Annotated in this window: 20 protein-coding genes, 1 tRNA gene and 1 pseudogene; 11 read left to right on the forward strand and 11 right to left on the reverse strand. The window is 67.6% G+C overall.

Translation table 11 applies throughout. The features are described 5' to 3' along the window. Positions 1-22 precede the first annotated feature (22 nt). From BMZ69_RS03635 to BMZ69_RS03645, 3 genes are all read left to right on the forward strand, one after another. Positions 23-334: a YggT family protein gene (locus tag BMZ69_RS03635; protein ID WP_092154964.1), complete on the forward strand. Its 312-nt coding sequence runs from the start codon at positions 23-25 to the stop codon at positions 332-334. Next, positions 331-672 carry a hypothetical protein gene (locus BMZ69_RS03640; protein WP_092154966.1) on the forward strand — a complete coding sequence of 114 codons (342 nt, stop codon included), beginning with the start codon at positions 331-333 and terminating at the stop codon, positions 670-672. Before BMZ69_RS03635 ends, BMZ69_RS03640 begins: the two co-directional genes overlap by 4 nt. A gap of 73 nt (positions 673-745) precedes the next feature. After that, positions 746-1,129 carry a hypothetical protein gene (locus BMZ69_RS03645; RefSeq protein WP_092154968.1) on the forward strand — a complete coding sequence of 128 codons (384 nt, stop codon included), beginning with the start codon at positions 746-748 and terminating at the stop codon, positions 1,127-1,129. A 1-nt stretch (position 1,130) separates the two neighbouring features. Here BMZ69_RS03645 and BMZ69_RS03650 read toward each other — a convergent pair whose 3' ends face one another. Together BMZ69_RS03650 and BMZ69_RS03655 are read right to left on the reverse strand one after the other, a co-directional pair. Beyond that, complete coding sequence (locus BMZ69_RS03650) at positions 1,131-2,768, reverse strand: cisplatin damage response ATP-dependent DNA ligase (protein ID WP_092154970.1); 1,638 nt, start codon at positions 2,766-2,768, stop codon at positions 1,131-1,133. After that, positions 2,765-3,820, reverse strand: a complete 1,056-nt coding sequence (locus BMZ69_RS03655) for a ligase-associated DNA damage response exonuclease (RefSeq protein ID WP_092154972.1) — start codon at positions 3,818-3,820, stop codon at positions 2,765-2,767. Before BMZ69_RS03655 ends, BMZ69_RS03650 begins: the two co-directional genes overlap by 4 nt. 60 nt (positions 3,821-3,880) lie before the next feature. Between BMZ69_RS03655 and BMZ69_RS03660 the strand changes: the two genes are divergently transcribed. From BMZ69_RS03660 to BMZ69_RS03680, 5 genes are all read left to right on the forward strand, one after another. Continuing rightward, on the forward strand, positions 3,881-4,816 hold the full coding sequence (locus tag BMZ69_RS03660) for a methyltransferase (RefSeq protein ID WP_175506654.1): 936 nt from the start codon (positions 3,881-3,883) through the stop codon (positions 4,814-4,816). 128 nt (positions 4,817-4,944) lie between these two features. Beyond that, positions 4,945-7,431, forward strand: a complete 2,487-nt coding sequence (locus tag BMZ69_RS03665) for a ligase-associated DNA damage response DEXH box helicase (protein WP_092155461.1) — start codon at positions 4,945-4,947, stop codon at positions 7,429-7,431. Between the two features lie 44 nt (positions 7,432-7,475). Further along, positions 7,476-8,138, forward strand: coding sequence for a ligase-associated DNA damage response endonuclease PdeM (gene pdeM, locus BMZ69_RS03670; protein WP_092155462.1), 663 nt, complete (start codon positions 7,476-7,478; stop codon positions 8,136-8,138). Between the two features lie 193 nt (positions 8,139-8,331). After that, positions 8,332-8,406, forward strand: a tRNA-Thr gene (locus BMZ69_RS03675). Positions 8,407-8,511: 105 nt separating this feature from the next. After that, complete coding sequence (locus BMZ69_RS03680) at positions 8,512-10,218, forward strand: cis-3-hydroxy-L-proline dehydratase (RefSeq protein ID WP_092154977.1); 1,707 nt, start codon at positions 8,512-8,514, stop codon at positions 10,216-10,218. 46 nt (positions 10,219-10,264) lie between these two features. On the opposite strand, the gene BMZ69_RS03685 is transcribed toward BMZ69_RS03680, so the two are convergent. From BMZ69_RS03685 to BMZ69_RS03705, 5 genes and pseudogenes are all read right to left on the reverse strand, one after another. After that, positions 10,265-11,446: an enolase C-terminal domain-like protein gene (locus BMZ69_RS03685; protein WP_092154979.1), complete on the reverse strand. Its 1,182-nt coding sequence runs from the start codon at positions 11,444-11,446 to the stop codon at positions 10,265-10,267. Between the two features lie 10 nt (positions 11,447-11,456). Beyond that, the gene (locus tag BMZ69_RS03690; protein ID WP_244543195.1) at positions 11,457-12,731 is read right to left on the reverse strand and encodes a TRAP transporter large permease; all 1,275 of its coding nucleotides are present in this window, start codon (positions 12,729-12,731) and stop codon (positions 11,457-11,459) included. 5 nt (positions 12,732-12,736) lie between these two features. Next, complete coding sequence (locus BMZ69_RS03695) at positions 12,737-13,249, reverse strand: TRAP transporter small permease (RefSeq protein WP_092154981.1); 513 nt, start codon at positions 13,247-13,249, stop codon at positions 12,737-12,739. Between the two features lie 9 nt (positions 13,250-13,258). Beyond that, a pseudogene (locus BMZ69_RS03700) lies at positions 13,259-14,257 on the reverse strand (TRAP transporter substrate-binding protein). A gap of 54 nt (positions 14,258-14,311) precedes the next feature. Continuing rightward, positions 14,312-14,971, reverse strand: a complete 660-nt coding sequence (locus BMZ69_RS03705) for a GntR family transcriptional regulator (RefSeq protein WP_092154983.1) — start codon at positions 14,969-14,971, stop codon at positions 14,312-14,314. A gap of 468 nt (positions 14,972-15,439) precedes the next feature. Here BMZ69_RS03705 and minC point away from each other — a divergent pair, with 468 nt between their 5' ends. Genes minC through minE form a run of 3 tightly spaced genes read left to right on the forward strand, consistent with a single transcriptional unit; the run spans position 15,440 to position 17,307 of the window. Then, a complete protein-coding gene (gene minC / locus BMZ69_RS03710) occupies positions 15,440-16,192 on the forward strand; it encodes a septum site-determining protein MinC (RefSeq protein WP_092154985.1) in 753 nt (250 codons plus the stop codon). A gap of 39 nt (positions 16,193-16,231) precedes the next feature. Next, positions 16,232-17,047 (forward strand): septum site-determining protein MinD, encoded by an 816-nt coding sequence (gene minD, locus BMZ69_RS03715; protein ID WP_092154987.1) that lies wholly within the window; start codon positions 16,232-16,234, stop codon positions 17,045-17,047. Continuing rightward, the gene (minE, locus tag BMZ69_RS03720) at positions 17,044-17,307 is read left to right on the forward strand and encodes a cell division topological specificity factor MinE (RefSeq protein WP_092154989.1); all 264 of its coding nucleotides are present in this window, start codon (positions 17,044-17,046) and stop codon (positions 17,305-17,307) included. The genes minD and minE overlap by 4 nt, the downstream gene beginning before the upstream one ends. A 40-nt stretch (positions 17,308-17,347) precedes the next feature. Here the strand turns inward: minE and BMZ69_RS03725 are convergent, their stop codons facing one another. The 4 genes from BMZ69_RS03725 to BMZ69_RS03740 all read right to left on the reverse strand — a co-directional run bounded on the left by BMZ69_RS03725 (position 17,348) and on the right by BMZ69_RS03740 (position 23,565). After that, the gene (locus BMZ69_RS03725) at positions 17,348-17,761 is read right to left on the reverse strand and encodes a (R)-mandelonitrile lyase (protein WP_092154991.1); all 414 of its coding nucleotides are present in this window, start codon (positions 17,759-17,761) and stop codon (positions 17,348-17,350) included. A 161-nt stretch (positions 17,762-17,922) separates the two neighbouring features. Continuing rightward, positions 17,923-21,285 carry an error-prone DNA polymerase gene (locus BMZ69_RS03730; protein ID WP_092154993.1) on the reverse strand — a complete coding sequence of 1,121 codons (3,363 nt, stop codon included), beginning with the start codon at positions 21,283-21,285 and terminating at the stop codon, positions 17,923-17,925. Continuing rightward, positions 21,282-22,817: a Y-family DNA polymerase gene (locus BMZ69_RS03735; RefSeq protein ID WP_092154995.1), complete on the reverse strand. Its 1,536-nt coding sequence runs from the start codon at positions 22,815-22,817 to the stop codon at positions 21,282-21,284. The genes BMZ69_RS03730 and BMZ69_RS03735 overlap by 4 nt, the downstream gene beginning before the upstream one ends. Then, positions 22,735-23,565, reverse strand: a complete 831-nt coding sequence (locus tag BMZ69_RS03740; protein ID WP_210187986.1) for an ImuA family protein — start codon at positions 23,563-23,565, stop codon at positions 22,735-22,737. The genes BMZ69_RS03735 and BMZ69_RS03740 overlap by 83 nt, the downstream gene beginning before the upstream one ends. Positions 23,566-23,673: the final 108 nt, after the last annotated feature.

Here is a 23,673-nt window from a genome sequence, read left to right on the forward strand (position 1 = left end):
GATCTGCCTCGGAGTATCGCGCGTGGCCCAGGAAGCCGGCTTCTGGCTGTTCCATCTCCCGAATATGCTTCTGGCGGCGATGATCTACACGCTGATCGGCCGCTACATCCTGTCGCTCTTCTTTCCGCCCGACAGCGACAAGGTGATCTGGACCGTGTTTCGTCAGGTCACCGATCCCATCCTCGACGCCGTCCGCGTGATCACGCCGGCCATCGTGCCGGCACCGCTGGTCAACATCTTCGCCGTCGTCTGGCTGCTGCTGGCGCGGATCGCCTTCTATTTCCTGATCCGATCGCTCGGCCTCCTGCCGACGGTCACCGGAGCAGCCTCATGACGGACGATCGCGAAAAGCTTATTCGCCAGGACGGGCTGCTGATCGGCATCGCCGGCGCCTCCCTCCTGTCGGGCATGCACTTCTCTCCTTTCTTCGATCCGGCTTTCGTGCTGGTGAAGTTCCTGGTGGCACCGGCGTTCTTCATCTCCTCGCCGCTGCTGCTGTTCTACTTCACCTCGCTGCTCGTCTCGGTGGCCTGCCTGATCGTGGCGGGTGTCCCGGCAGCGCTCTATGAGCGCGCCAAGCATCCGGGCACCAGCAGCGGCACCTCGCTCGGCATCTGGCTCGCCGGTTTGCTCGTGCTTGCCGCTCCGGTCTTCTTCGGCATGGCCGGATAGTCACGAAAGGGTGATTTCGAAGCGGCGCGGCACTGGTCCAATCTGGACCTATGCTGCAATGCGGAAGAGCGCCATGCCGCCCGACCTGATACGCCGGCTGCGGCTTTGTGCCGAGATCTCGACCGCGCGGGCCTGCGGTTTCTCCGGGCTGGCGACGCTCTGCCTGATGGTCGGTCTGTCGAGCAGCGTCGCGACCACCCTCAAGGCCGGCGGCTATTCGGCTCTGCTCGTCGCCTGCGTGCTGTTGATGATGGCCCAGCGGGCCCGGAGCCGGCCGTTCAAGCGCACCGAGATCTGGCTGATGCTGGACGATAGCGAACGTCCGCCGGAGGCGCTGGCCCAGCAGCTTCTCGGGGAGGTCCGCCGCGCCACTTTCCTGCGCTTTGCCGCCTATCACGCGCTCGCGGCGGCGGTGATGCTGGCCAGCGCCTTCCTGGCGACCGCAAGCCGCTTCTGAGTCACGGCCCCGCCGGCAGCAGCGCCTCCAGCGTCTCGATCCGATCGGCCTCGCCCGGCGGCTTGTCCCAGCGGATGCGGTTGATCCGGGGAAAGCGCATGGCGATGCCGGATTTGTGCCGCGTCGAGCGCTGCAATCCCTCGAACGCCACCTCGAAGACGAGGCCGCTCGTGACCGTATGCGTCACCTCGCGCACCGGGCCGAAGCGGTTCAGCGTGTTCTTGCGGACATAGCGGTCGATCTCGATGAGTTCCTCGTCGGTGAAGCCGAAATAGGCTTTTCCCACCGGAACGAGCTCGTCTGCGCCCCCTTCCCCGACCCGCCAGACGCCGAAGGTGTAGTCGGAATAGAAGGATGAGCGCTTGCCGTGGCCACGCTGGGCATACATCAGCACGCAGTCGACCAGCCGGGCATCGCGCTTCCATTTGTACCAGTAGCCCTTCGGGCGGCCGGGCAGATATGGCGAGTCGAGCCGCTTGATCATGCAGCCCTCGACTGCCTCCGCATCGGCACCAGCGCCGGCAGAAGCCGGATCGGAGCGGGCCTCGGTCAGCGCTTCCCAGCTCGCGAAGGTAATGCGCGGCGAGAGATCGAAGCGGGCACTGTCAAGCCTACCGAGAAAGGCCTCCAGCCTCGCGCGTCGCTCCGTATAGGGATGTGCGCGCAGATCATCGTCGGCCTCTGCCAGAAGGTCGTAGGCGCGGATATGCGCCGGGAATTCGGCCAGCATCTTCGGCGTCACCTGCTTGCGGTTGAGCCGCTGCTGCAGCGTGTTGAAGCTCTGGACCACGCCGTCGCGCATCACCAGCAATTCGCCGTCGATCGCGCCGTCCTGCGTCAACGCTTCGGTGAGGTCGGGAAAGGCGCCGCCGATCTCCTCGCCGGTGCGGGAATAGAGCCGGACGGTACGGCTGCCGTCGGCGCGCGTGCCGGCAACGGCCTGGACGCGGATGCCGTCCCATTTCCACTCGGCGGCGAACTCATTCGCCGCAAGCTTGTCGAAATCGCCGTCCTCGATCGCATGCGAGAGCATCACCGGACGGAACGGCGCCGGATCGGTCGCCTCAGGCCGGGGCGCCCTGCCCTCCAGCCAGGCGAAGAGCGCGGTGTAGGGCGGCTCCAGCCCGTGCCAGACCTGCTCGACCTCGTCGGCCGGAATGCCGCCGAGGCTGGCAGCGGCCGTCTTGGCGAGGCGGGCGGAGACGCCGATGCGGAGCGATCCGGTGATCAGCTTGAGCAGGGCCCAGCGGCCGGTCTCGTCGAGCGCATCGAGCCAGGAGGCGATCAGGCGCGGCATCTCGGTCTTGCCGGAGTTGCGCAGACCGGCGACGACATCTGGCAGATGCGGCACATCGTTCGCGCCATGACGGGCCGGCCACATCAGCGCGACCGTCTCGGAGAGGTCGCCGACATAATCGTAGGAGAGCGCGAACAGCACCGGGTCGGTCCGCTCGGCGATCAGGGCCCGGATCAGGCCGGGCTTGGCGTTCTGGAAGACCAGCCCGCCGGTCATCGCCGCCAGCGCATAGCCGCGATCGGGATCGGGCGTGGTACGCAGGTAATCGGCGATCAGCGCGAGCTTGCCGTTGCGGCGCGGCTCATAGGCGAGGCGGTCGAGCAGCCAGGCGAAGCGGTTCATGGCGACGCCTCCGCCGGCCTGGCGTCGGGCTCGGCCTCGCCCTCGTCGCCATAGCCGACGAGATGCAGCGGCATGCCCTTGAGGCCGACCGTGCCGCACCAATGCGCCAGCGCCTCGGCCTCGCCATGGGTGATCCAGATCTCGTTCGCCTGGACCTCGCGGATCGTCGCCTGGAGATCGTCCCAATCGGCATGGTCGGAGATGATCAGCGGCAGCTCGACGCCCTTCTGGCGCGCCCGCGCCCTGACCCGCATCCAGCCCGAGGCGAAGGCGGTGACCGGATCGGGAAAGCGTCGCGACCAGAGGTCCTGGATCGCGCTCGGCGGGCAGATGACGATCTCGCCGGCAAATGCCTTGCGTCCCTCGCCCTTGCGCCCGCCAGGCTCGATCTTGCGGATCTCCCCGAGCGGGATGCCCTGCGCCTGGTAGAACTCGGTGATCTTCTCGACCGCGCCGTGGATGAAGATCGGCCGCTCGTAGCCGGCCTCGCGGATCAGCGCCATCAATCGCTGCGCCTTCCCCAGCGAATAGGCGCCGACGATATGGGTGCGATCAGGAAAGAGCCGGACGGAATCGAGCAGCTTGGCCGCCTCGGCATGGGCCGGCGGATGGCGGAAGACCGGCAGGCCGAAGGTCGCCTCGGTGATGAAGACGTCGCAGGGCACGGGCTCGAAGGGCGCGCAGGTCGGATCGCGCTCGCGCTTGTAGTCGCCGGAGACGACGATGCGCAGGCCCTTGTGCTCGACCACGATCTGGGCCGAGCCGAGAACATGGCCGGCGGGAACGAAGCGGAAGTCGACGGAACCGATGTGCACGGTCTCGCCGGGAGCGGCCACCTGCTGGGTGTCAGCGAAAGCCTCGCCATAGCGCAACGCCATGATCGCCAGAGTCTCGGATGTCGCCAGCACGGCGCTATGGCCGGCACGGGCGTGATCGGAATGGCCATGGGTGATCAGCGCGCGCGCCACCGGGCGGACCGGATCGATGTAGATGTCGGCCGGCGGGCAATAGAGCCCGGCCGGGGTCGGCGTCAGCAGATCGGAAGGCTTCATCGTCTGGCCAGTGTCATCTGCCTTCGTTAAACCCGCAGCATGATCGAAAAGGGCAGCAGCGTGTACTCCGCCAGTTCCGGGGATGAGCGCCTCGACCGTCGCTATGCCTGGGCCGAGGCGGCCCTGAAGGATGGCGACCCGCAGGCGGCGATCGACATCCTCGATCAAACGCTCGCCGAGAACTACGGTTTCACTGCCGCCTGGCATCTCTATGGGCTGGCCCAGGAAGCGCTCGGGCACAATGAGGAGGCCGCGACCGCCTGGCGGCAATGCCTCGACCTCGACCCGAACGACCATGTCGGCGCCAAGCTCGACCTCGCCCGCATCGGCGCGCTGCCGGCCGAGCAGGCGACCTCGGAGAATTTTTCAGGCGCGCTGTTCGACGGCTATGCCGAGCGCTTCGACAGCCATCTCGTCGGCACGCTGCGGTACCGGGCGCCAGTGCTACTGAAGGAGGCGCTCCTGCGCCATTGTACCCAAACCGGCCGCCCCTTCCAGTTCGCGACGGTCCTTGATCTCGGCTGCGGTACAGGATTGATGGGTGAGGCGATCCGGGCGGAGACGGACTTCCTCGCCGGCTGCGATCTCTCGCCGCGGATGATCGCCAAGGCGCGCGACAAGCTGCGCGGCGATGGCGGCCCGCTCTACGACAAGCTCGCCACCGCCGGTCTCACTGCTTTCCTTTCGAGCCGGCCCGACGCCTCGGCCGATCTTGTCATCGCCGCCGACGTCTTCGTCTATCTCGGCGACCTTGCCCCCTCCTTCCATCAGAGCGCGCGCGTGCTCAAAGCGGGCGGGCTCCTCGCATTCACCGTGCAAAGCCATGGTGGCGAAGGCATCACCGTCGGCCAGGACCGGCGCTTCGCCCATGCCGAAGCCTGGGTCAGGGAGGCGCTCGTCGAGACGGGGCTGAACCCCGCACTGGTCGAACCGCAGAGCACGCGGATCGATCGTGGTCAGCCGGTGCCGGGGTTGATCGTGGTAGCGGAGCACTGAGGCGCAAGCGCAGGAACCACGACGCAGAACCCCTCTCCTTCCAGGGGAGGGTTCCCCGAGCCCTTGCTTCTATTGTGCGGTCGACGCCCGTTCCCTTTTCGTTCGACAAGGCCTATCTCTGTCGCTCGATGGATGCGCCCTCGCCTCTCCCACCGGCCTTCTCCGCCTGGTTCGCCAGCCGCGGCTGGAGCGTGCGGGCGCATCAGCTTGCCTTGCTGGAAGAGGCCCGGGCCGGGCGCTCTACCCTGCTGGTCGCGCCGACCGGGGCCGGCAAGACGCTCGCCGGCTTCCTGCCTTCGCTGCTCGAACTGACCCAGCGCGGCGGCGAACGCGACGGCCTGCACACGCTCTATGTCTCGCCGCTGAAGGCGCTCGCGGTCGACATCGCCCGCAATCTGGAAACGCCGATACGGGAAATGGGGCTCGCCGTGAAGGTCGAGACCCGCACCGGCGATACCTCGCCGGCCAAGCGCGCCCGCCAGATCGAGCGCCCGCCCGACATCCTGCTCACCACGCCGGAACAGCTCGCTCTCCTGGTCTCGCACCGCGACGCCAAGCCGTTCTTCGCGAACCTGCGCCGCGTCGTGCTCGACGAGTTGCACGCGCTCGTCACCTCCAAGCGCGGCGACCTGCTCTCGCTCGATCTCGCCCGTTTGCGCACGCTGGCGCCTGAAATGAGCGCGGTCGGCCTCTCGGCGACGGTGCGCGAACCGGCCGACCTCCAAGCCTATCTCGGCGGCGCGGGCACGCCATCCGGCCTCGTCACCGTCAAGGGCGGGGCGCAGGCACAGATCGGGATCATGCACACCAAGCGGCGGCTGCCACTGGCGGGGCATGTCACCGCTCATGCCGTCGACGACATCTACGCCGCGATCCAAGCCCACAAGCTGACGCTGGTCTTCGTCAACACCCGCATGCAGGCCGAGTTCATGTTCCAGGCGCTGTGGAGCGTGAACGAGGAGACGCTGCCGATCGCGCTGCATCACGGCTCGCTCGATGTCGGCCAGCGCCGCAAGGTCGAGGCGGCGATGGCGGCGGGCAAGCTCAAGGCCGTCGTCTGCACCGCGACGCTTGATCTCGGGATCGACTGGGGCGATGTCGACCTCGTCATCAATGTCGGCGCGCCCAAGGGCGCGAGCCGCCTGATGCAGCGCATCGGCCGCTCCAACCACCGCATGGACGAGCCCTCGCAGGCGTTACTGGTGCCATCGAACCGGTTCGAGCTGCTCGAATGCCGCGCCGCACTCGATGCGGTGGCAGAGGCAGCGCAGGACACCCCGCCGCCGCGGACCGGGGCGCTCGACGTGCTCGCCCAGCATGTCCTTGGGGTCGCCTGCTCCGACGGTTTCGAGCCCAATGCGCTCTATGAGGAGGTCCTGACCGCCTCGCCCTATGCCGACCTCGATCGCGCCGATTTCGACGCCGTAGTCGATTTCGTCGCGACCGGCGGCTATGCGCTGAAGAGCTATGAACGCTTCGCCAAGCTCCGGCGCAGCAAGGACGACATCTACCGCGCCAGTAATGCCCGCGTAATCCAGCAATACCGGATGAATGTCGGCACCATCGTCGAATCGACCATGCTCAAGGTCCGGCTCGGCCGCTCCAGGCCGGCGCGACCCGGCGGCCAGCAGATGCTCAGCCGCGGCGGACGCATACTCGGCGAGCTGGAGGAGTACTTCGCCGAGACGATGACGCCGGGCGACACATTCGTCTTCGCCGGCGAGGTGCTGCGCTTCGAGGGCATCGTCGAGAACGAGGTGGTCTGCTCGCGCACCGCCGCCGGCACCGACCCGAAGATCCCGTCCTATAACGGTGGCAAGTTCCCGCTCTCGACCTTCCTCGCCGCTCGCGTGCGCGCCATCCTGGCTTCGCCGAAGGAATGGACGAAGCTGCCGGACGAGGTCTCGTCCTGGCTGCATGCTCAAAGGCTGAAATCGCGCCTGCCCAAGCCGGGCGAGCTGCTGGTCGAGACCTTTCCGCGTGCGGGGCGCTTCTTCCTCGTCGCCTACCCGTTCGAGGGCCGCCTCGCCCACCAGACGCTCGGCATGCTGCTGACGCGCCGGCTGGAGCGGGCGCGCCTGAAACCGCTCGGCTTCGTCTGCAACGACTATGGCATCGCGGTCTGGACGCTCGGCGACATGGGCGCGGCGATCGCCCGTGGCGCACTGTCGCTCGACGAGCTCTTCGCGCAGGACATGCTCGGCGACGATCTCGAGGACTGGCTGGCCGAATCGGCACTGATGAAGCGCACCTTCCGCTCCTGCGCCGTGATCGGCGGCCTGATCGAGCGCCGCTTCCCCGGCCAGGAGAAGAGCGGCCGGCAGGTGACGATCTCGACCGACCTCGTCTACGACGTGCTGCGCCGGCACCAACCCGACCATGTGCTCTTACGCGCCGCGCGCGCCGATGCGGCGACGGGCTTGCTCGACATCGGCCGACTGGGTCAGATGCTGACACGGATCAGCGGGCGAATCGTGCATCAGCCGCTCGATCACGTCTCGCCGCTTTCGGTCTCGGTCATGCTGGAGATCGGGCGCGAGGCGGTCAGTGGGGAAGCGGCCGACGAGATCCTGGCCGAGGCGGAAGCGCAGATGCTCGAAGAGGCGATGGCGTGAACCTGGCGGCGAAGGAAGCGGGAGAGGTGGCGGCCGAGGCGTTCATGCTCGGCCGGCTCGCGCTCGTGCCCGATCTCTCCGGCGCGCTCTATCTGCCGGATGAGCGCACGCTCGTCGTCGCCGACCTGCATCTGGAGAAGGGTTCGGCCTATGCGGCGCGCGGCATCCTGCTGCCGCCCTATGATTCCGCGGCGACGCTGCGGCTGCTCGGCGCCGCGATCCTGCGCTACCAGCCGGCGCGCGTGATCGCGCTCGGCGATTCCTTCCATGATCGCGGCGCCGAGGCGCGGATCGACGAGAGCTGCCTTGCCACCTTGCGCGCCTGTCAGGCCGGCCGCGACTGGCTCTGGGTCAGCGGCAACCACGACCCTTCGATCTCGGCGGCAATGGGCGGCACTGTCGCTGACGAGCTCGAGCTGCGCGGCGTCAGGCTGCGGCACGAGCCGAGCCCCGCCGGGGCGCTCCCTGAGATCGCCGGCCACCTGCATCCCGCCGCCAAGGTCCGCATGCGCGGCCGGGCGCTGCGCCGGCGCTGCTTCGCGCTCTCGCCGAGCCGCTGCGTCATGCCGGCGATGGGCGCCTATGCCGGCGGGCTCAATGTCCGCGACGCCGCCTTCCGGCCGCTGTTCGGCCTGGGTTTCTTCGCCCATCTCCTCGGCGACGGCAGGCTCTTTCGCATCGACCACCGCCTGCTGCTGCCGGACTGAGACGGAGGGCCGCAGCAAGGTCGAGCACTCCATTGGTCATGGAGAGGTCGAGCGCCCTTCATTTTCATGTGCAGGGATATGTGCGGAACAGGTTGCGTCGGGGCGGGGCTTGTGGCATCAGGACGCCGCTTCGGAACGGCGCGGCGCCTTCCCGGTCCTCAAGTGACCTGAAACGCCAGCATATCCCGGTCCTGCTGCGGTAGCTCAGTGGTAGAGCACTCCATTGGTAATGGAGAGGTCGAGAGTTCAATCCTCTCTCGCAGCACCAGCCCTTCCCGTTGACATCGTTGGGGCCTTGACGATGCGGGGCTTGCGCCCGTTCTGATGTTACAAAGCCCGTAACAGATCAGATCGCGCCGCGTTGATCAACGACATGAATACAGCCGCACCACAGGACGACGGGATCGCGATCCTTCCCGGCAGCGCAGCCGGGCCGATCATCGTGATGACGGAGCCGTTGAGCTTCTGGGGCGGTGTCGATCCCGCGACGAGCACGGTCATCGATATCCACCACCCCTCGCACGGCGCCGCGCTCGCCGGCGCGGTTGTGATGATGCCGACCAGCCGGGGCTCCTGTTCGGGCTCAGGCGTGCTGCTGGAGCTCGCGCTCTCAGGCAAAAACCCCGCGGCCTTGGTCTTCGCCGGCCCGGAGGACACGCTGACGCTTGGCGCGATCGTCGCTGCGGAGATGTTCGGACGCCGTATCCCGGTCATTCGCCTCTCACGGGAAGCTTTTGCCGCTCTGTCCTCCGCGAAAGAGGCAAGGATCACGCCGGAGGCCATACGGGCGGAGGACGGACATTTGTCGATCCAGCTCTCTGCCGCAGTCCGCGATGATATGAGGTTGTCAGCCGCCGATCGCCGCATGCTCGACGGGAACGAGGGGATCGCTGCCCAGCAGGCCATGCGCATCCTCTGTGCCATGGCCCGGCAGCAAGGCGCGAGCGAGCTCGTCGACGTGACGCGCGCCCATGTCGACGGCTGCATCTATGCCGGCCCGGCCAACCTTGTCTTCGCCGAAAAAATGGAGGCGCTGGGAGCACGCGTCCGCATCCCGACGACGATGAACGCGATCTCGGTCGATCACGCGAACTGGCGCCGCCAAGGCGTCGCGCCGGAATTCGGCGAGCCTGCGGCGCGCCTCGCCGATGCCTATGTGCGCATGGGCTGCCGGGCGAGTTTCACCTGTGCGCCCTATGCGCTGCCGGACCCGCCGGAGTTCGGCGAGATGATCGGCTGGTCTGAATCGAATGCAGTGATCTTCGCCAATTCGGTGCTCGGAGCCCGGACCGCGAAGCACCCCGACTTCCTGGATTTCTGCATTGCCGTCACCGGCCGCGCGCCGCGCGCCGGAGCCTTTCTCGACGAGGGCCGGTGTGCTCGTCGTGCGGTCCGGATCGAGCTGTCGGAAGGAGCCGATTCCTCGGCCTGGCCCCTGATCGGCTATCTTGCGGGCCTGGCCTCCCCTGACCGAATCCCGCTGATCACGGGCCTCGAAAAGGCGCAGCCGACGCAAGACGAGCTCAAGGCGCTCTGCGCCGCCTTCGGTACGACGTCCGCCGCCGCCATGCTGCATATCGCGGGCGTTACCCCGGAAGCCGGCAGCCTCGGCGGCAGCCCCGAGGACGTGATCGTCATCACGCGCGAGGACCTCGCAGCCGGCTGGAGGAAGCTCAACGCCGGACCATCGCAGATCGATCTCGTCGCCATCGGCAGCCCGCATGCCTCGCTCGACGAATGCCGGGCCGTCGCCGAACGGCTCGGCGGCCGCCCGCTTGCCAAGGGTCTCTCCGTCATCATCACCACCGCGCGGAACGCGGCAGAAGCGGCGCAAGCCGACGGAACGGCGGAGCAGCTCCGGCGGAGCGGCGTCGAGATCGTGTCGGATCTGTGCTGGTGCTCGATCACCCGCCCGGTATTCCCGGAGACGGCCAAGATCATCCTGACCGACTCCGGCAAATACGCCCATTACGGCCCCGGGCTCTCCGGCTGCACCGTGCGGCTGGGCACGCTCGGCGATTGCATCGAGGCCGCGCTGACAGGCTCCGCGCCGCCGCGGCTGCCCGGCTGGCTGGCCTGAGCAGCCTCGACGCCACCGCCCGAATGCACAGTCGCTCTGCGGTGACCTACAGCCTGAACACCTCCCGCGCCGTCTCATGGGCGCGAATGTAGTCCCAGTCATAGGTGACGCCGAGCCCGGGGCCGGTCGGGACCGGGAAGCAGCCATCCCTGTCGACGCCATCGAGCTGGTCGCTGTAGCCGCAGGCATAGACCGGCGGCACCGCGTTCGGGCAATCGGGCCCGACCAGCGCGAGCTCATAGAAATTGGTATTGCGGGTCGCCGCCATGCAGTGGCGGTGGGCCGGGCCGCAGGCATGGATCTCGACATCGACGCCGAAGGCCTCGGCGAGATGGGCGATCTTCATCGCGCCGGTGATGCCGAGATCGTATTCCGGATCGGAGCGCAGCGCGTCGGTGCCACCATTGATCAGGAAATCGGCCTTGGGCTCGAAGCCGCGCAGATATTCGGTCTGGAGGATCGGCGTCTTCAGCATCTCGCGCAGCTTCTTGTGGGCGAAGGCCGAGACGCCGCAATCGCGCATCGGGTCCTCGTACCAGAAGTAATTGCCCTCGTCGCAGGCGCGCCCGACATAGAGCGCGTCGGCGAAGGTCCTGAGTTCGTTGGCCGGGTCGAGCATCAGGGTCATGCGGTCGCCGACCGCCTTGGCGACATGCAGGACGTTAGCGGCTTCCTCGCGCGCATCGCCATCATGCCAGCCATGGACCTTGAAGGCGCGGTAGCCGAGATCGTAGCAGGCCTCGGCGAAATCGACGAAGGCCTCCTTGCTGTCGAGCCCGCCATTGCGGTCGCCGTGATAGGTCGAGGCATAGGTCTTGAGCTTCGACCTGAAGCCGCCGAGCAGCTGCGAGACCGAGGCGCCGAAGCGCTTGCCGGCGAGGTCCCAGAGCGCGATGTCGATCGGCCCGATGCCCATGCCGTCATGCTGGCGCAGCTCCCGCTTCATGTCGTTCCAGATCTCCTCGCGGTGATCCGGATTGCGGCCGAGGATGTTGGGCGCGAGCAAGAGCGTCTGCGCCATGGTGGCGCGGGTGCCGCCCCAATGCATGACATATTGCCCTTCGGCGCCGTCCTCGCTGCGGATGACGACGGCGAACTTGGTCAGTTGCAGCTCTGAATTCGGCTTGTAGCCGATATTGTAGACGGCGCGCGCGTTATCGGCGGACGGCCCGAGATTCCTGGCCTTGAACGAGAACTCGACGATCTCGACTTCGGTAATTTTGGTCATGAGCAATTCCTCAGAAGCCTGCGACACGGGGCAGCCACAGGCTGAGCGCGGGCACATAGGTGATGATGGCGAGGGCGACGATCAGCGCGATCAGGAAGGGCCAGAGCTCGCGGAACAGCGGCCCAAGCTTCTCGCGGGTGATCGCCATGGCGACGAAGCAGAGCACCCCGACCGGCGGCGTGACCTGGCCGATGACGAGGTTGACCAAGAGCACGATGCCGAAATGCACGAGGTCGATCTGCAACGAGCTCAGCAGCGGCAAGAGGATCGGCACCAGGATGATCATGATGGCGATCGTCTCCATGAACATGCCGGCGATCAGCAGGGCGATGTTAAGGATCAGCAGCACGACCAGCGGGTCGGTCGAGATCGACTTCATGAAGTCGGTGACGAGCTGGGGCGCCTGGTCGACGGCGAGGATCCAGCTGAAGGGCGAGGCCGCCGCGACGATGGCGAGGATGACCGCCGTCTCGCGTGCCGTGCCGACCAGGATCGCCGGCAGATCGGCGAGACGGATCGTGCGATAGATCAGCATGCCGACGACCAGCGAATAGGCGGCGGCGACGCCGGCGATCTCGGTCGCGGTGAAGAGCCCGGCGCGGAAGCCGACGATGATCAGCACCGGCATCAGCAGCGCGAGCGAAGCGTATCTGAACTCCGTCCAGAGATTGGCCAGCGAGAAGGCTCCGGCCGGGCGGAAGTCGCGCTTCAGCGCCATGATGGCGATGGTCGCCATGATGCAGCCGGCCATGACGAGGCCGGGAATGATGCCGGCGACGAACAGGCTGCCCAGCGAGATGTTGGCCTGCCAGGCATAGACCACCATCAGGATCGAGGGTGGGATGATCGGCCCGAGCGTGCCGGCGACCGCCGCGAGCGCCGCGCCGAAGGCGCGCGGATAACCCAGCTTCTCGAGCTGCGGCACGAAGACCCGCGCCGCCGCGGCGGTGTCGGCGACGGAGGAACCGGAGATGCCGGAGAGGAAGACCTCGCCGACGACGAGGGTATGCGCCGGGCCGCCGCGGATATGGCCGACCAGCGCCTTGGTGAAGCTGAACAGCCGCTCGGAGATGCCCGACGCGTTCATCAGCGATCCCGCGAGCGTGAAGAGCGGGATCGCCAGCAGCGGGAAAGACTGCACGCCAGCGACGATGCGCTGCGCCGCCACGGTGAGCGGGATGCCCTCCATGAAGATCACCAGCAGGGCCGAGCCTGCCATGGCGATCCAGATCGGCGTGCCGACGACGATGAGCAGGGCGAAGGCGCCGAGGAGCAAGGTCACCATGGCCGCTACTCGCGCGTCGTGATGTCGGACCAGAGCGCCCCGGCGGGCCCCTCATCCAGCAGGTTGCGCAGGAGGTGCAGCAGCGAAAGCACGCTGCCCACGAAAAGCGGCGCGATCATCCAGCCGGCGGAGATGCCGAGCATCGGCGTCAGGTTCGGCATTTCGCGCTGGAGATAGCGCCAGGAGAAGACGGTCAGCGTGCCCAGCACCACTGCCGTCGCCAGGAAGGCGAGCAGGCCGAAAGCGCGGGCGAGCCAGCGCGGCGCGAACATCACGATCACGTCGATGATGATGTGGGTGCGGGCGTGGAAGGCATTGGCGATGCCGAGGAAGACCATCCAGGCGAAGAGCAGCAGGATGAGCTCCTCCGACCAGGTCAGCGGATCGCTCAGCACATAGCGGAAGACGACGGCCGCGCAGACCAGCGTCGCGATGGCGGCGTGGAGGAGCGCCAGGGCGACGTCCTCCACACGGCTCGACCAATCGTCGAGCCGCCGGATCAGGGTGAGGCCGGTCATCGCTGCGGACTAGCGCTGGCGCTGCTTGTCGATCGAGGCGAGCACACGGTCGAGATGGGCCTTGCCCCAGCGCCCTTCCATCGCGGTGGCGACGACCTTGGACTTGGCGGCGAAGGCATCGCGATCGACATCCTCGACGATCTTGGAGCGACCGGACTTGCGGATGTCCTCCAGCATCGAGGCCTCGCGCTTCTGCTGGAGATAGGTGTTCATCGCCGAGGCGCGGGCGGCTTCGGCGAACAGCACCTCGCGATGCTCGGGCTTCAGCCTGGCGAGGCTGTCCTTGTTGATGACGATCATATTGTTCTGGAGCATGTGCTTGGTCATCGCGACGAAGCCCTACACCTCGTAGAACTTGCGCGAGAAGATCGTCGGGATCGGGTTCTCCTGGCCGTCGACCGTCTTCTGCTGGAGCGCGGTGTAGACTTCGCCGAAGGGCACCGGCGTCGGCGCCGCGCCATAGGCCTTGATCATCTCGACCCAGACCGGGCTCTCCGGCACGCGGATCTTGAGGCCCTGCAGGTCTTCCGGCTTCTTCACGGCGCGGTCGAGCGTCGTCATGTTGCGCCAGCCCCAGTACCAGATGCGGGTCACAGGCACGATGTTGTGCTTGTCGCGCAGCTCGTCGAAGATCGGATCGAAGGCGTCGGAGCGGATGACGGCTTCAGCCTCGGTCCAGTCCTTCCAGAGGAAAGGCGCGCTCGGGATCTCCAGCGCCGGAACCAGCGAGGACGCCGCCGCCATCGAGGGCGCTGAGAGGTCGAGCGCGCCTTCCTTGACCTGCTTGAAGAGATCGACCTCCTTGCCGAGCTGCTCGGCCGGGAAGACGCGGATGGTGACGGCGCCGCCGGTACCCTTGTTCACCCGCTCGGCAAACTCCTGGAAGAGCTCGCCGGCGATCTCGGCGGTGGTGTTGGCGTGGCCGAAGCGCAGTGTCTGGGCCTGCGCCGCGCTGGCGATGAGGCTGCCGGCGAGCAAGGCCGCGGCGGCGATACGTCTCAAGATCATGCTTGTCCTCCCTGATGGTGAACCGGGCCGTTTTCGGCCTCGGGGCTGTTGCGGCTATTTGATCAGCCGCTCGTAGGAACCTTCGAGATGCAGGCGCATCGCCTGGCTTGCGGCATCCGGATCGCCCGCTTCGAGCGCATCGACGATGCGGAAATGCTCCTGATGGGTCAGGCCGACATCCTGCTCGCGCGTCAGGTAGAGCCGCGAGATGTGCAGGTGGAAGCGCAGGTCATCATAGCTCTTGAGCGCGACCTGGTTGCCGGCAGCCTGCAGGATGATGCGGTGGAAGCGGTCGTCACCCTCGGTGAAGCCGCGATGGCTGCGGTATTCGCGCGCGGGCTCGCCCGCCATCATGACCGCAACCGCATCGCGCAGTGCCTGGATGACATCCGGGCCGGGCTGGCGCCTGGCCGCCTCGGCCGCCGCCCAGGGCTCGATCACGCCGCGGAAGCTGTAGACGTCCTCGTAATAGCGCTGGTCCGGTAGCGGCGCCGTGGCGAAGCCGATGAAGGGCTCGGCCCTGACCAGCCCCTCGGCGACGAGCCGCGCCAGCGCCTCGCGGATCGGCGTCGAGGAGACCTGAAGCTCGCGCGCCAGGGCATCGACATTGAGCTTCTCGCCCGGCGCATAGGCCTGGTCGAGGATGCGCTCCTTGATCGCCTCATAGACCTGGTCGCCGAGCACGACCCGCTCGATCCTGCGCGCTCCGTTCAACGTCCTGCATCCTATATCTTGGATCGTGCATGATCCTAGAGCGAGCGCTCATTGGAGTCAATCCATTCGGCGGCGGACAGCCACGCTTCGAATCGAGCGCTCGCCCGAACAGCTGAGCTGATCGAATCGCACGATTCGGTTCGGTGCGCGGCCTCAGGATCCATCGTCCGGCATAGCCGAGCGCCGGACAAAATTTAGCATTAACAAAGACCATCCGCCCTTTGAGCGAATGCGAGCCGCAGTTGCGCGTGCATTTGCGCTCAGGCGCCCGCACGCGCTTCCGCAACTGCACGCCCCGCCGCTCACAACTTCACCTCCAGCGCGGCTAATATTGTATCGCATTGATAATAAATGATTTTGCAGTCACCCTCGGCATCTGGTCGAGCATTGTTCCCAGCAGGCAGCCTTGGGATTTACCGCTCGTTAACCATTCGATTCCTACATCTGGGGAACCGAAAATTTACCAAGATGACCGCCGTGTTAACCCAACCCCGGCCGATCCGCCTCAAGGGGCGTTCCTATCTCGCGTTGACGCTGACGCCCGAGCTGCCCTTCGAGGACTGGCTGGTGCGGCTCGACGATCTCGCCGGCCGCTCGGCCGGCTTCTTCCTGCGGCGGCCGGTCGTGCTGGACGTCGAAGGGCTGGAGATCGACCGCGCCCAGTTGCGCGACCTCGTCGGCAAGCTCGGCACGCGCAATGTCCGGATCATGGGCATCGAGGGCGCTCGACCCTCCATGCTGGGGGCCGACCTGCCGCCGGCCATGTCGGGCGGCAAGGCGACCGGGGACATCGAGGAGCCGGCGGCGGCGGCTCCGGTCAATGAGACCCCTGCTCCCGCCCCGGTCGAGAGCGCGGCAGAGATACCGGCGGCACCGCTGCCCACCGCCGGCGTCCCGGCCTCGCTGGTCGTCACCCAGCCGGTGCGCTCCGGGCAGTCCATCTTCACCGAGGGCGACATCACCATTCTCGGCTCGGTCGCCTCCGGTGCCGAGGTCATCGCCGGCGGCTCGATCCATATCTACGGCACGCTGCGCGGCCGGGCGATGGCCGGCACGCTCGGCAATGCCGCAGCGCGCATCTTCTGCCGCAAGCTGGAGGCCGAAATGGTCGCCATCGACGGCTTCTACAAGACGGCCGAGGAGCTCGAACCCGGCCTGCGCGGCAAGCCCGCCCAATTCTGGCTCGACGGCGAGACCTTCACCGCCGGATCAATGGCTTAAATCGACAGACGGCGCGTCCCCAGGAACTAGGAGAGGTCAATGGGCAAGGTCATCGTGGTCACATCGGGCAAGGGCGGCGTCGGCAAGACGACCTCCTCGGCCGCCCTCGGCGCAGCCCTGGCGCAGAACGGCGACAAGGTCGTGGTCGTCGACTTCGACGTCGGCCTGCGCAATCTCGACCTCGTCATGGGCGCCGAGCGCCGCGTGGTCTACGACCTCGTCAACGTGATCCAGGGCGAGGCCAAGCTGACGCAGGCGCTGATCCGCGACAAACGGCTGGAATCGCTCTATCTGCTGCCGGCCTCGCAGACGCGCGACAAGGACAACCTTACCGCCGAGGGCGTCGAGAAGGTCGTCGGCGCGCTCCGGACGCATTTCGACTGGGTGATCTGCGACAGCCCGGCCGGCATCGAGCGCGGCGCCACCCTCGCCATGCGCCATGCCGACGTCGCGATCGTGGTGACCAATCCGGAAGTCTCCTCGGTGCGCGATTCCGACCGGATCATCGGCCTGCTCGATTCCAAGACGGCGAAGGCCGAGGCCGGCGAGCGCATCGAGAAGCACCTGCTCCTCACCCGCTACGACCCCGCCCGGGCCGAGCGCGGCGACATGCTCAAGGTCGACGACGTCCTCGAAATCCTGTCGATCCCGCTGCTCGGCATCATCCCCGAGAGCATGGACGTGCTGCGCGCCTCCAATATCGGCTCGCCCGTCACCCTGGCGGATGAGCGCAGCGCCCCGGCGCTGGCCTATTTCGACGCGGTGCGGCGCCTGCGGGGCGAGAGCCTCCCCGTCACCATCCCCGGCGAGAAGCGCGGCTTCTTCGGCAAGTTCTTCGGGAGGAAAGCGGCATGAACCTGCGTCGTCTCTTCTTCCGGCCGCAGTCGGCCCCGGCCGCGCGCGAGCGCCTGCAGGTCCTGCTCGCCCATGAGCGCCTGTCCTCGGAGGGCTCCGACCTCGTCACCAAATTGCGCGACGAGATCCTGCAGGTGATCGCTCGGCACGTGCAGGTCGACAACGAGAAGGTCAACGTCCGCATGGAGCGCGGCGCCCAGGTCTCGACGCTGGCCGTCGACATCGAGATCCCGTTCGAGGCGGGCAAGAAGGCGGCCTGAGGGCCGCCTTTTCCTTTCATATTCAAGGCCCTTGCCGGCCTCACATCACCGCCGGGCCGCGGCCGTCATATTCGGCGTCGGTGACCTTCTCGAGCCAATCGACGACCTTGCCGTCCTTGGCTTCCTGCACGGCGATATGCGTCATCGCCGTCTGCGGCCCGGCGCCGTGCCAGTGCTTCTCACCCGGCGGGAACCAGACGACGTCGCCCGGCCTGATCTCCTCGACCGGCCCGCCCCAGCGCTGCACCCGGCCGAAACCGGCCGTGACGACCAGCGTCTGGCCGAGCGGATGAGTGTGCCAGGCCGTGCGCGCGCCGGGCTCGAAGGTGACGCTGGCGCCCTGCACGCGCTCGGGTGCATGCGGATTGAACAGCGGATCGATGCGGACGGTACCGCTGAACCAGTCGCCCGGACCTTTCGTCGACGGGCGGGTTCCGGCGCGGATGATGTCCATGGGCTGTCTCCTTGGGCCTGCAGTGCGATGCCCGGATTCTATGATGCTTTTCGTGCACCGTCATTGCGAGCGCAGCGAAGCAATCCAGTATCGTAGTGCTCTACGCCTTCCTGGATTGCTTCGTCGCTTGCGCTCCTCGCAATGACGACAACGCCTTCACCTCAATGGAAGTCACGCGATTTCGGCAGGATCCGGACATTACGGGGATGACGGGCCCGCGGAGCCTGCGGGTGCTTGAACTCGTCGGCGCGCGTCAGCACGATCTCGGCGCGGTGCGTGTCGGAGAGGCCGAGCAGCTCGGCCGAGCGGTCGACGACGCGCTTGGCCATCAGATGGATCACGCCCTCCGGGCTCTTCTGCACCCTGCCCTCGACCAGCAGCAGCCGGGCCGCCATGACCTCGCGGCGGAAGCGCTCGAAATCGCGGGCCCAGAGCACGACATTGGTGATGCCGGTCTCGTCCTCCAGCGTGATGAAGATGGCATTGCCCTTGCCCGGGCGCTGGCGCACCAGCACGACGCCGGCGACGCTGGCCCAAGCGCCATCCCGCATTCCTGACATCTGCTCGCAGCTGGCGACGCGCTCGCGGGCGAAGCGGGCGCGCAGCAGGCCCATGGGGTGACCCTTCAAAGAGAGCCGCGCCGTCTGGTAGTCGGCGACGATGTGCTCGGCGAGCGGCATCAGCGGCAGCGCCATGGTGCGTTCCGCCCCGAGCTCGCGCGCCTGCGCCGCCTCGAACAGCGGCAGGGCGTCGTCGTCCGGCAGGCGGCGCACCGCCCAGAGCGCCTCGCGCCGGTCGAGCCCGAGCGAGCGGAAGGCATCGGCATCGGCGAGCAGGCGCATGGCGCGCGCCGGCAGGCGGGCACGGCGAGCGAGTTCCTCGACATCGCGATAGGGCTCGGTCCGGGCTTCGACGAGACGCTCCGCCCAATCCTCCCTGAAGCCGTCGAGCTGGCGCAGGCCGAGGCGCAGCGCCCAGGGACTTTTCCAGCCCGGCCCTCCTGGCTCCAGCAGATTGTCCCAGGCGCTGGAGTTCACATCGATCGGGCGCGGCTCGACGCCGCCATTCTCCTGCGCTTCCCGGACGATCTGGGCCGGTGCGTAGAAGCCCATGGGCTGCGAGTTCAGCAGCGCCGCGGCGAAGATCGCCGGGTGATGACATTTCAGCCAGGAGGAGACATAGACCAGCTTGGCGAAGGAGGCGGCGTGGCTTTCGGGGAAGCCATAGCTGCCGAAACCCTTGATCTGCTCGAAGCAACGCTGGGCGAAATCGCGCTCATAGCCGCGCTCGACCATGCGCTCGACCATCATCGCCTCGTATTGGCCGATGGTGCCGACATTCCGGAAAGTCGCCATGGCGCGGCGCAAGCCGTTGGCCTCGGGGTCGGTGAACTTCGCCGCGGTCATGGCGAGCTGCATCGCCTGCTCCTGGAAGAGCGGCACGCCGAGGGTACGTTTCAGGACATTGCGGAGTTCGTTCGGATCATGCGGCGACGCCGGTGAAGGATAGTCGACCGGCTCGATGCCCGCCCGCCGCTTCAGATAGGGATGCACCATGTTTCCCTGGATCGGGCCGGGCCGGACGATCGCGACCTGGATGACGAGATCGTAGAGCTTTCGCGGCTTCAGGCGCGGCAGCATGTTCATCTGCGCCCGGCTCTCGACCTGGAAGACGCCGAGCGACTTGCCCTCGCAGAGCATGTCGTATGTGGCCTCATCGCCGTCCTTGATATCGGCCAACGCGTAGCTTTGTCCCTCCCTGTGCGCGATCAACTCAAAAGCCTTGCGGATGCAGGTCAGCATGCCCAAGGCGAGCACGTCGACCTTCATCAAACCAAGCGCGTCGATGTCGTCACGGTCCCATTCGATGAAGGTGCGGTCGTCCATCGCGGCATTGCCGATCGGCACGGTTTCGTCGAGGCGGCCGCGCATCAGCACAAAGCCGCCGACATGCTGCGAGAGATGGCGCGGGAAGCCGAGCAGGCGCACCGCAAAGCGCACGGCCCGAGCGATCACCGGATTGTCGGGGTCAAGCCCGGCCTGGCGGATCTGGGTGCGGGTTATGTCGGAACCCCAGCTGCCCCATTGCGTCGAGGCGAGGCGGGCGGTGACGTCCTCGGTCAGCCCCAGCGCCTTGCCGGCCTCGCGCATGGCGCTGCGCGGCCGATAATGGATCACCGTCGCGGCGATGCCGGCGCGCTCGCGGCCGTATTTCTCGTAGATCCACTGGATCACCTCCTCGCGGCGCTCATGTTCGAAATCGACGTCGATATCGGGCGGCTCGCTTCTTTGCTCGGAGATGAAGCGGGCAAAGAGCAACTGGTATTCGTTCGGATCAACGGAGGTGATGCCGAGCGCGTAGCAGACAGCGGAGTTGGCGGCCGAACCCCGGCCCTGACAGAGAATGCCCCGGCTTTCGGCGAATTCGACGATCTGGCGGATGGTCAGGAAGTAGCGGGCGTAGTCGAGCTTGCCGATCAGGACGAGCTCGTCATCGACCTGGCTTTGCACCTTCTCCGGAATGCCGGCTGGATAGCGCATCGGCAGGCGCCGACGCACCAGTTCCTCCAGCCAACCCTGCGGCGTCCAGCCCGGCGGGACCGGCTCGTCCGGATACTCGTATTTCAGCTCCTCGAGATCGAAGTCGATGCGGCCGAAGAGATGCTGCGTCTCTGCGATCGCCTCCGGCGCCTCGCGGAAGAGCCTCATCATCTCCTGCGGCGGCTTGAGATGGCGCTCGGCATTGGCCTCGAGCAGGCGGCCGGCCCTGTCGATCGTCGTGCCCTCACGGATGCAGGTCAGCAAATCCTGCAGGTCGCGCTGCTCGGGTGCGTCGTAGAGCACGTCATTGGTCGCGATCAGCGGGGTGCGGGTCGGCGCCGCGATGCTGCGGAGACGGGCGAGGCGGCGGCCGTCGTCGCCGCGGCGCGACATGGTCGCAGCGAGCCAGACCGCGCCGGGCGCGGCGGCATCGAGCCGGGCAAGGATGTCGGAGAGACCGTCAAGACGGCGCTCGGGCATGACGATCAGCAGCAGGTCGCGGGCATCGTGCAGCAGGTCGTCGAGAGAAAGGATGCACTCACCCTTCGTTTTCGTCTTCAGATTGCCTGTCGTCAGCAGGCGGCAGAGCCGGCCCCAGCCCGCACGGTTGGCGGGATAGACGACGATGTCGGGCGTGCCGTCGGCGAAGACAAGGCGGCTGCCGGTGGCAAGCTTGAAGGCCTTCGCCATCGCCTGGAGCTGCGACAAGGTGAAAGGCAGATCGTCGAAGGCCGGGTTCTCGACCCAGATATATTCGCCCGGGCTGCCGCCCTCGCGGATCTTCTCGGGGGCGAGCACGCCGTCCTCGCGCAGGTCGCGCAGCGCGGCCCAGGCCCGCACCACGCCGGCGACGGTGTTGCGGTCGGCGATGCCGAGACCGGCCTGGCCGAGCAGCAGCGCGGTCATCACCAGGTTCGGCCCGGGCGAGGCGCCGCGCAGGAAGGAGAAGTTCGTCGCGGCGACGGGTTCGGCATAGGCGGTCATGCGAACAGCCCGTGCAGATACCAGCGCGGCGCCGTCGTCTCGCGGCCATAGAGGCCGGCGCGGAAGAGCCAGAAGCGGCGCCCCTGCGCATCCTCCACCCGATAATAATCGCGCGTATGTTCTCCCGGTCCGTCGCGCCACCAGTCCGGCGCGATCCGCTCCGGCCCCTCGGCGCGGGCGATCTCGTGCAGCACGCGGCGCCAGCGGAAACGCAAAGGCGGGCCATCGGGCACCTCGGCCAGGGTCTCGACCGGCTGCGGTGGCTCGAAGAGCTGGAGCGGACGAGCCGGCGGCTCGTCTGGCTGGGCAACGGGCCAGGGCAGCGCCTCGTTCGACCTAGCTGCGGCTGGGACAAGCGCAGCCTCCTGCTCGGGCTGATGGCTGTCCCGCGCGACGAAGCGCAAGACGCGCTCGCGGCCGAAGCGAGTAACAAGACGATCGACGAGATCGGCGACCGCCTCCTCCTCGACTGCGCGCCCGTCGAGGCTCGCCTGCGGCGTGCCGAGCGGCTCGCAGACGGGCACGGAAAGCCTGATCGCGTCATAGCCGAAGCCCGGATCGAGCGGATCGGCCAGGCTGTCGATCCGCTCGCGATAGAGCCGCAGGATCGCGGCAACGTCGCGCGACGGCCGGCCGGTCTCCAGCTGAAGCCGGCGCACGGCGCCATCGCTGCGGAAGAAACTGACCTCGAAGGCACGCCCGCCCTCGCCGCGCGCCTCGAGCAGGCGACCGGCCTCGCCGAGCAGGCGGGCGACGATCTCCTCAAGCCCGTCAGTATCCTGCAAAGGATCGGGGAAATGCCGCTCGACCACGCAATCGGGCGGCGGACGCAGGGGCGTGATCCGGGCATCCTCATGGCCGAGAACGCGGCGCAGCTTCGTGACGAGCGCCTCGCCGAAGCGAGCGGCGAGCGTGTGCGAGGGGCGGCCGGCGAGATCGCCCAGCGTCTTCAGCCCGGCGCGCGACAAGGCGATCACCGTCTCGGACGAAGCTTCCAACGCGGAGACCGCTAGCGGCAACGTCCGCTTCTCATCCTCGCCCGGCAGCGAGATGGCACAGCGGCCGAAACGGGAGAGGGCGCGCGCCGCCTGCGGCGTGCCGGCGATGCTCGCAAAGACGGTGAGGCCGAGCCAATCCATGCTGCGGCCGACGCGCTGGCGCAGCGCCGCCTCGCCGCCGAAGAGATGGGCGCAGCCGGTGATGTCGAGCACGAGCCCATGCGGCGGATCGAGCGCGACGAGCGGGGTGAAGCGGTCGCAGAGCGCGGCGAGCCATTCGATCAGGCGCTGGTCGGCGGCAGGATCGGTCTCGACAACGGTCAGCTCGGGGATACGGGCCCGGGCATCGGCCAGGGTCAGGCCGCGGGTCAGGCCGAGCTTGAAGGCGCGCTGGTCGCAATCGGCGAGACGCAGCGCACCGCGATCCTTCTCGACCAGGACGAGTGGGCGCTCATCCGGCCCGGCGGAGCCCCGCCGGCGAAGGCGTTCGCTCGCCAGATAGGGAAACCAGAGGGCGAGATAGCGGCGCGGCATATCCCGCTCCATTCTTGCTGCCTCCCTCGCTCCCGATCCTGTCCCGGAAACATCGTTCGTCACGGTTCCACTCCACACGCCACTCACGCTCACCAAGGCCGCCGCGATGGCGCAGCAGCCGCAATCCGAAGGCGGGATTGCCCGGCGCCTGCGCCTCCCGCGCCCGCGACGGCAAGGCACGCACCTGCCAGCGCGTGCTGGCGGCGCTAGGCTGTGGCTGCGCCGCCACCCGCAACAGCAGGGTCAGGACGCCGGAGGTCTCCGCCGCCAAGGCGAGGCGGCGGCTGGCGGTGAGGTCGAACTGGCGCGGTGCGCCCCAAGGCTCGATCAGGGTCGCCCCGAGCGCGGCGCAGCGGGCCGCCTCTGCGCCGGCCCGCAGCGCCCCCTCGCCGTCGCGGACCCGCACCAGCACGATCTGCGCGGGATCGAGCCCGAGCTCGGCCAGGCCCGGCGGATGCAGCCGCCCGGCCTCGGCGTCGAGGAAATCCTGCCGGACCCAGAGCACCGGCCGCGCTCCGGCAGCGCGCAAAGCCAAGGCCGCGGCGCAGCCTGTGGCGGCGGGCAGATCGGCCCCGGCCGCGGCATAGACCTCATGCAGAGCCGCGCGCGCCAGGCCACCACCCAGCGGTTCGTCCAGCGAAGGTACGCCGAACGCGACACGCTCCACTGGCGACAGCTGGCGCGCCAGCCCCGCCAGAGCGAGGCTCTGCCGCAGGGCGGCGAGGGAACGGGTGGAGGCTTCGGTCATCAGGATAAATGTTCACTTTTTGTTCCTAGCATAAAACGACTCCAAACGGCTCCAGAGTCAAGCCCGCATCCGCTTCCGCTTGCCTGCGGGCGCCTCGCTGCTGTCATA

The sequence above is a fragment of the Allobosea sp. CRIB-10 genome (assembly GCF_900112185.1).
Lineage (GTDB): Bacteria > Pseudomonadota > Alphaproteobacteria > Rhizobiales > Beijerinckiaceae > Allobosea.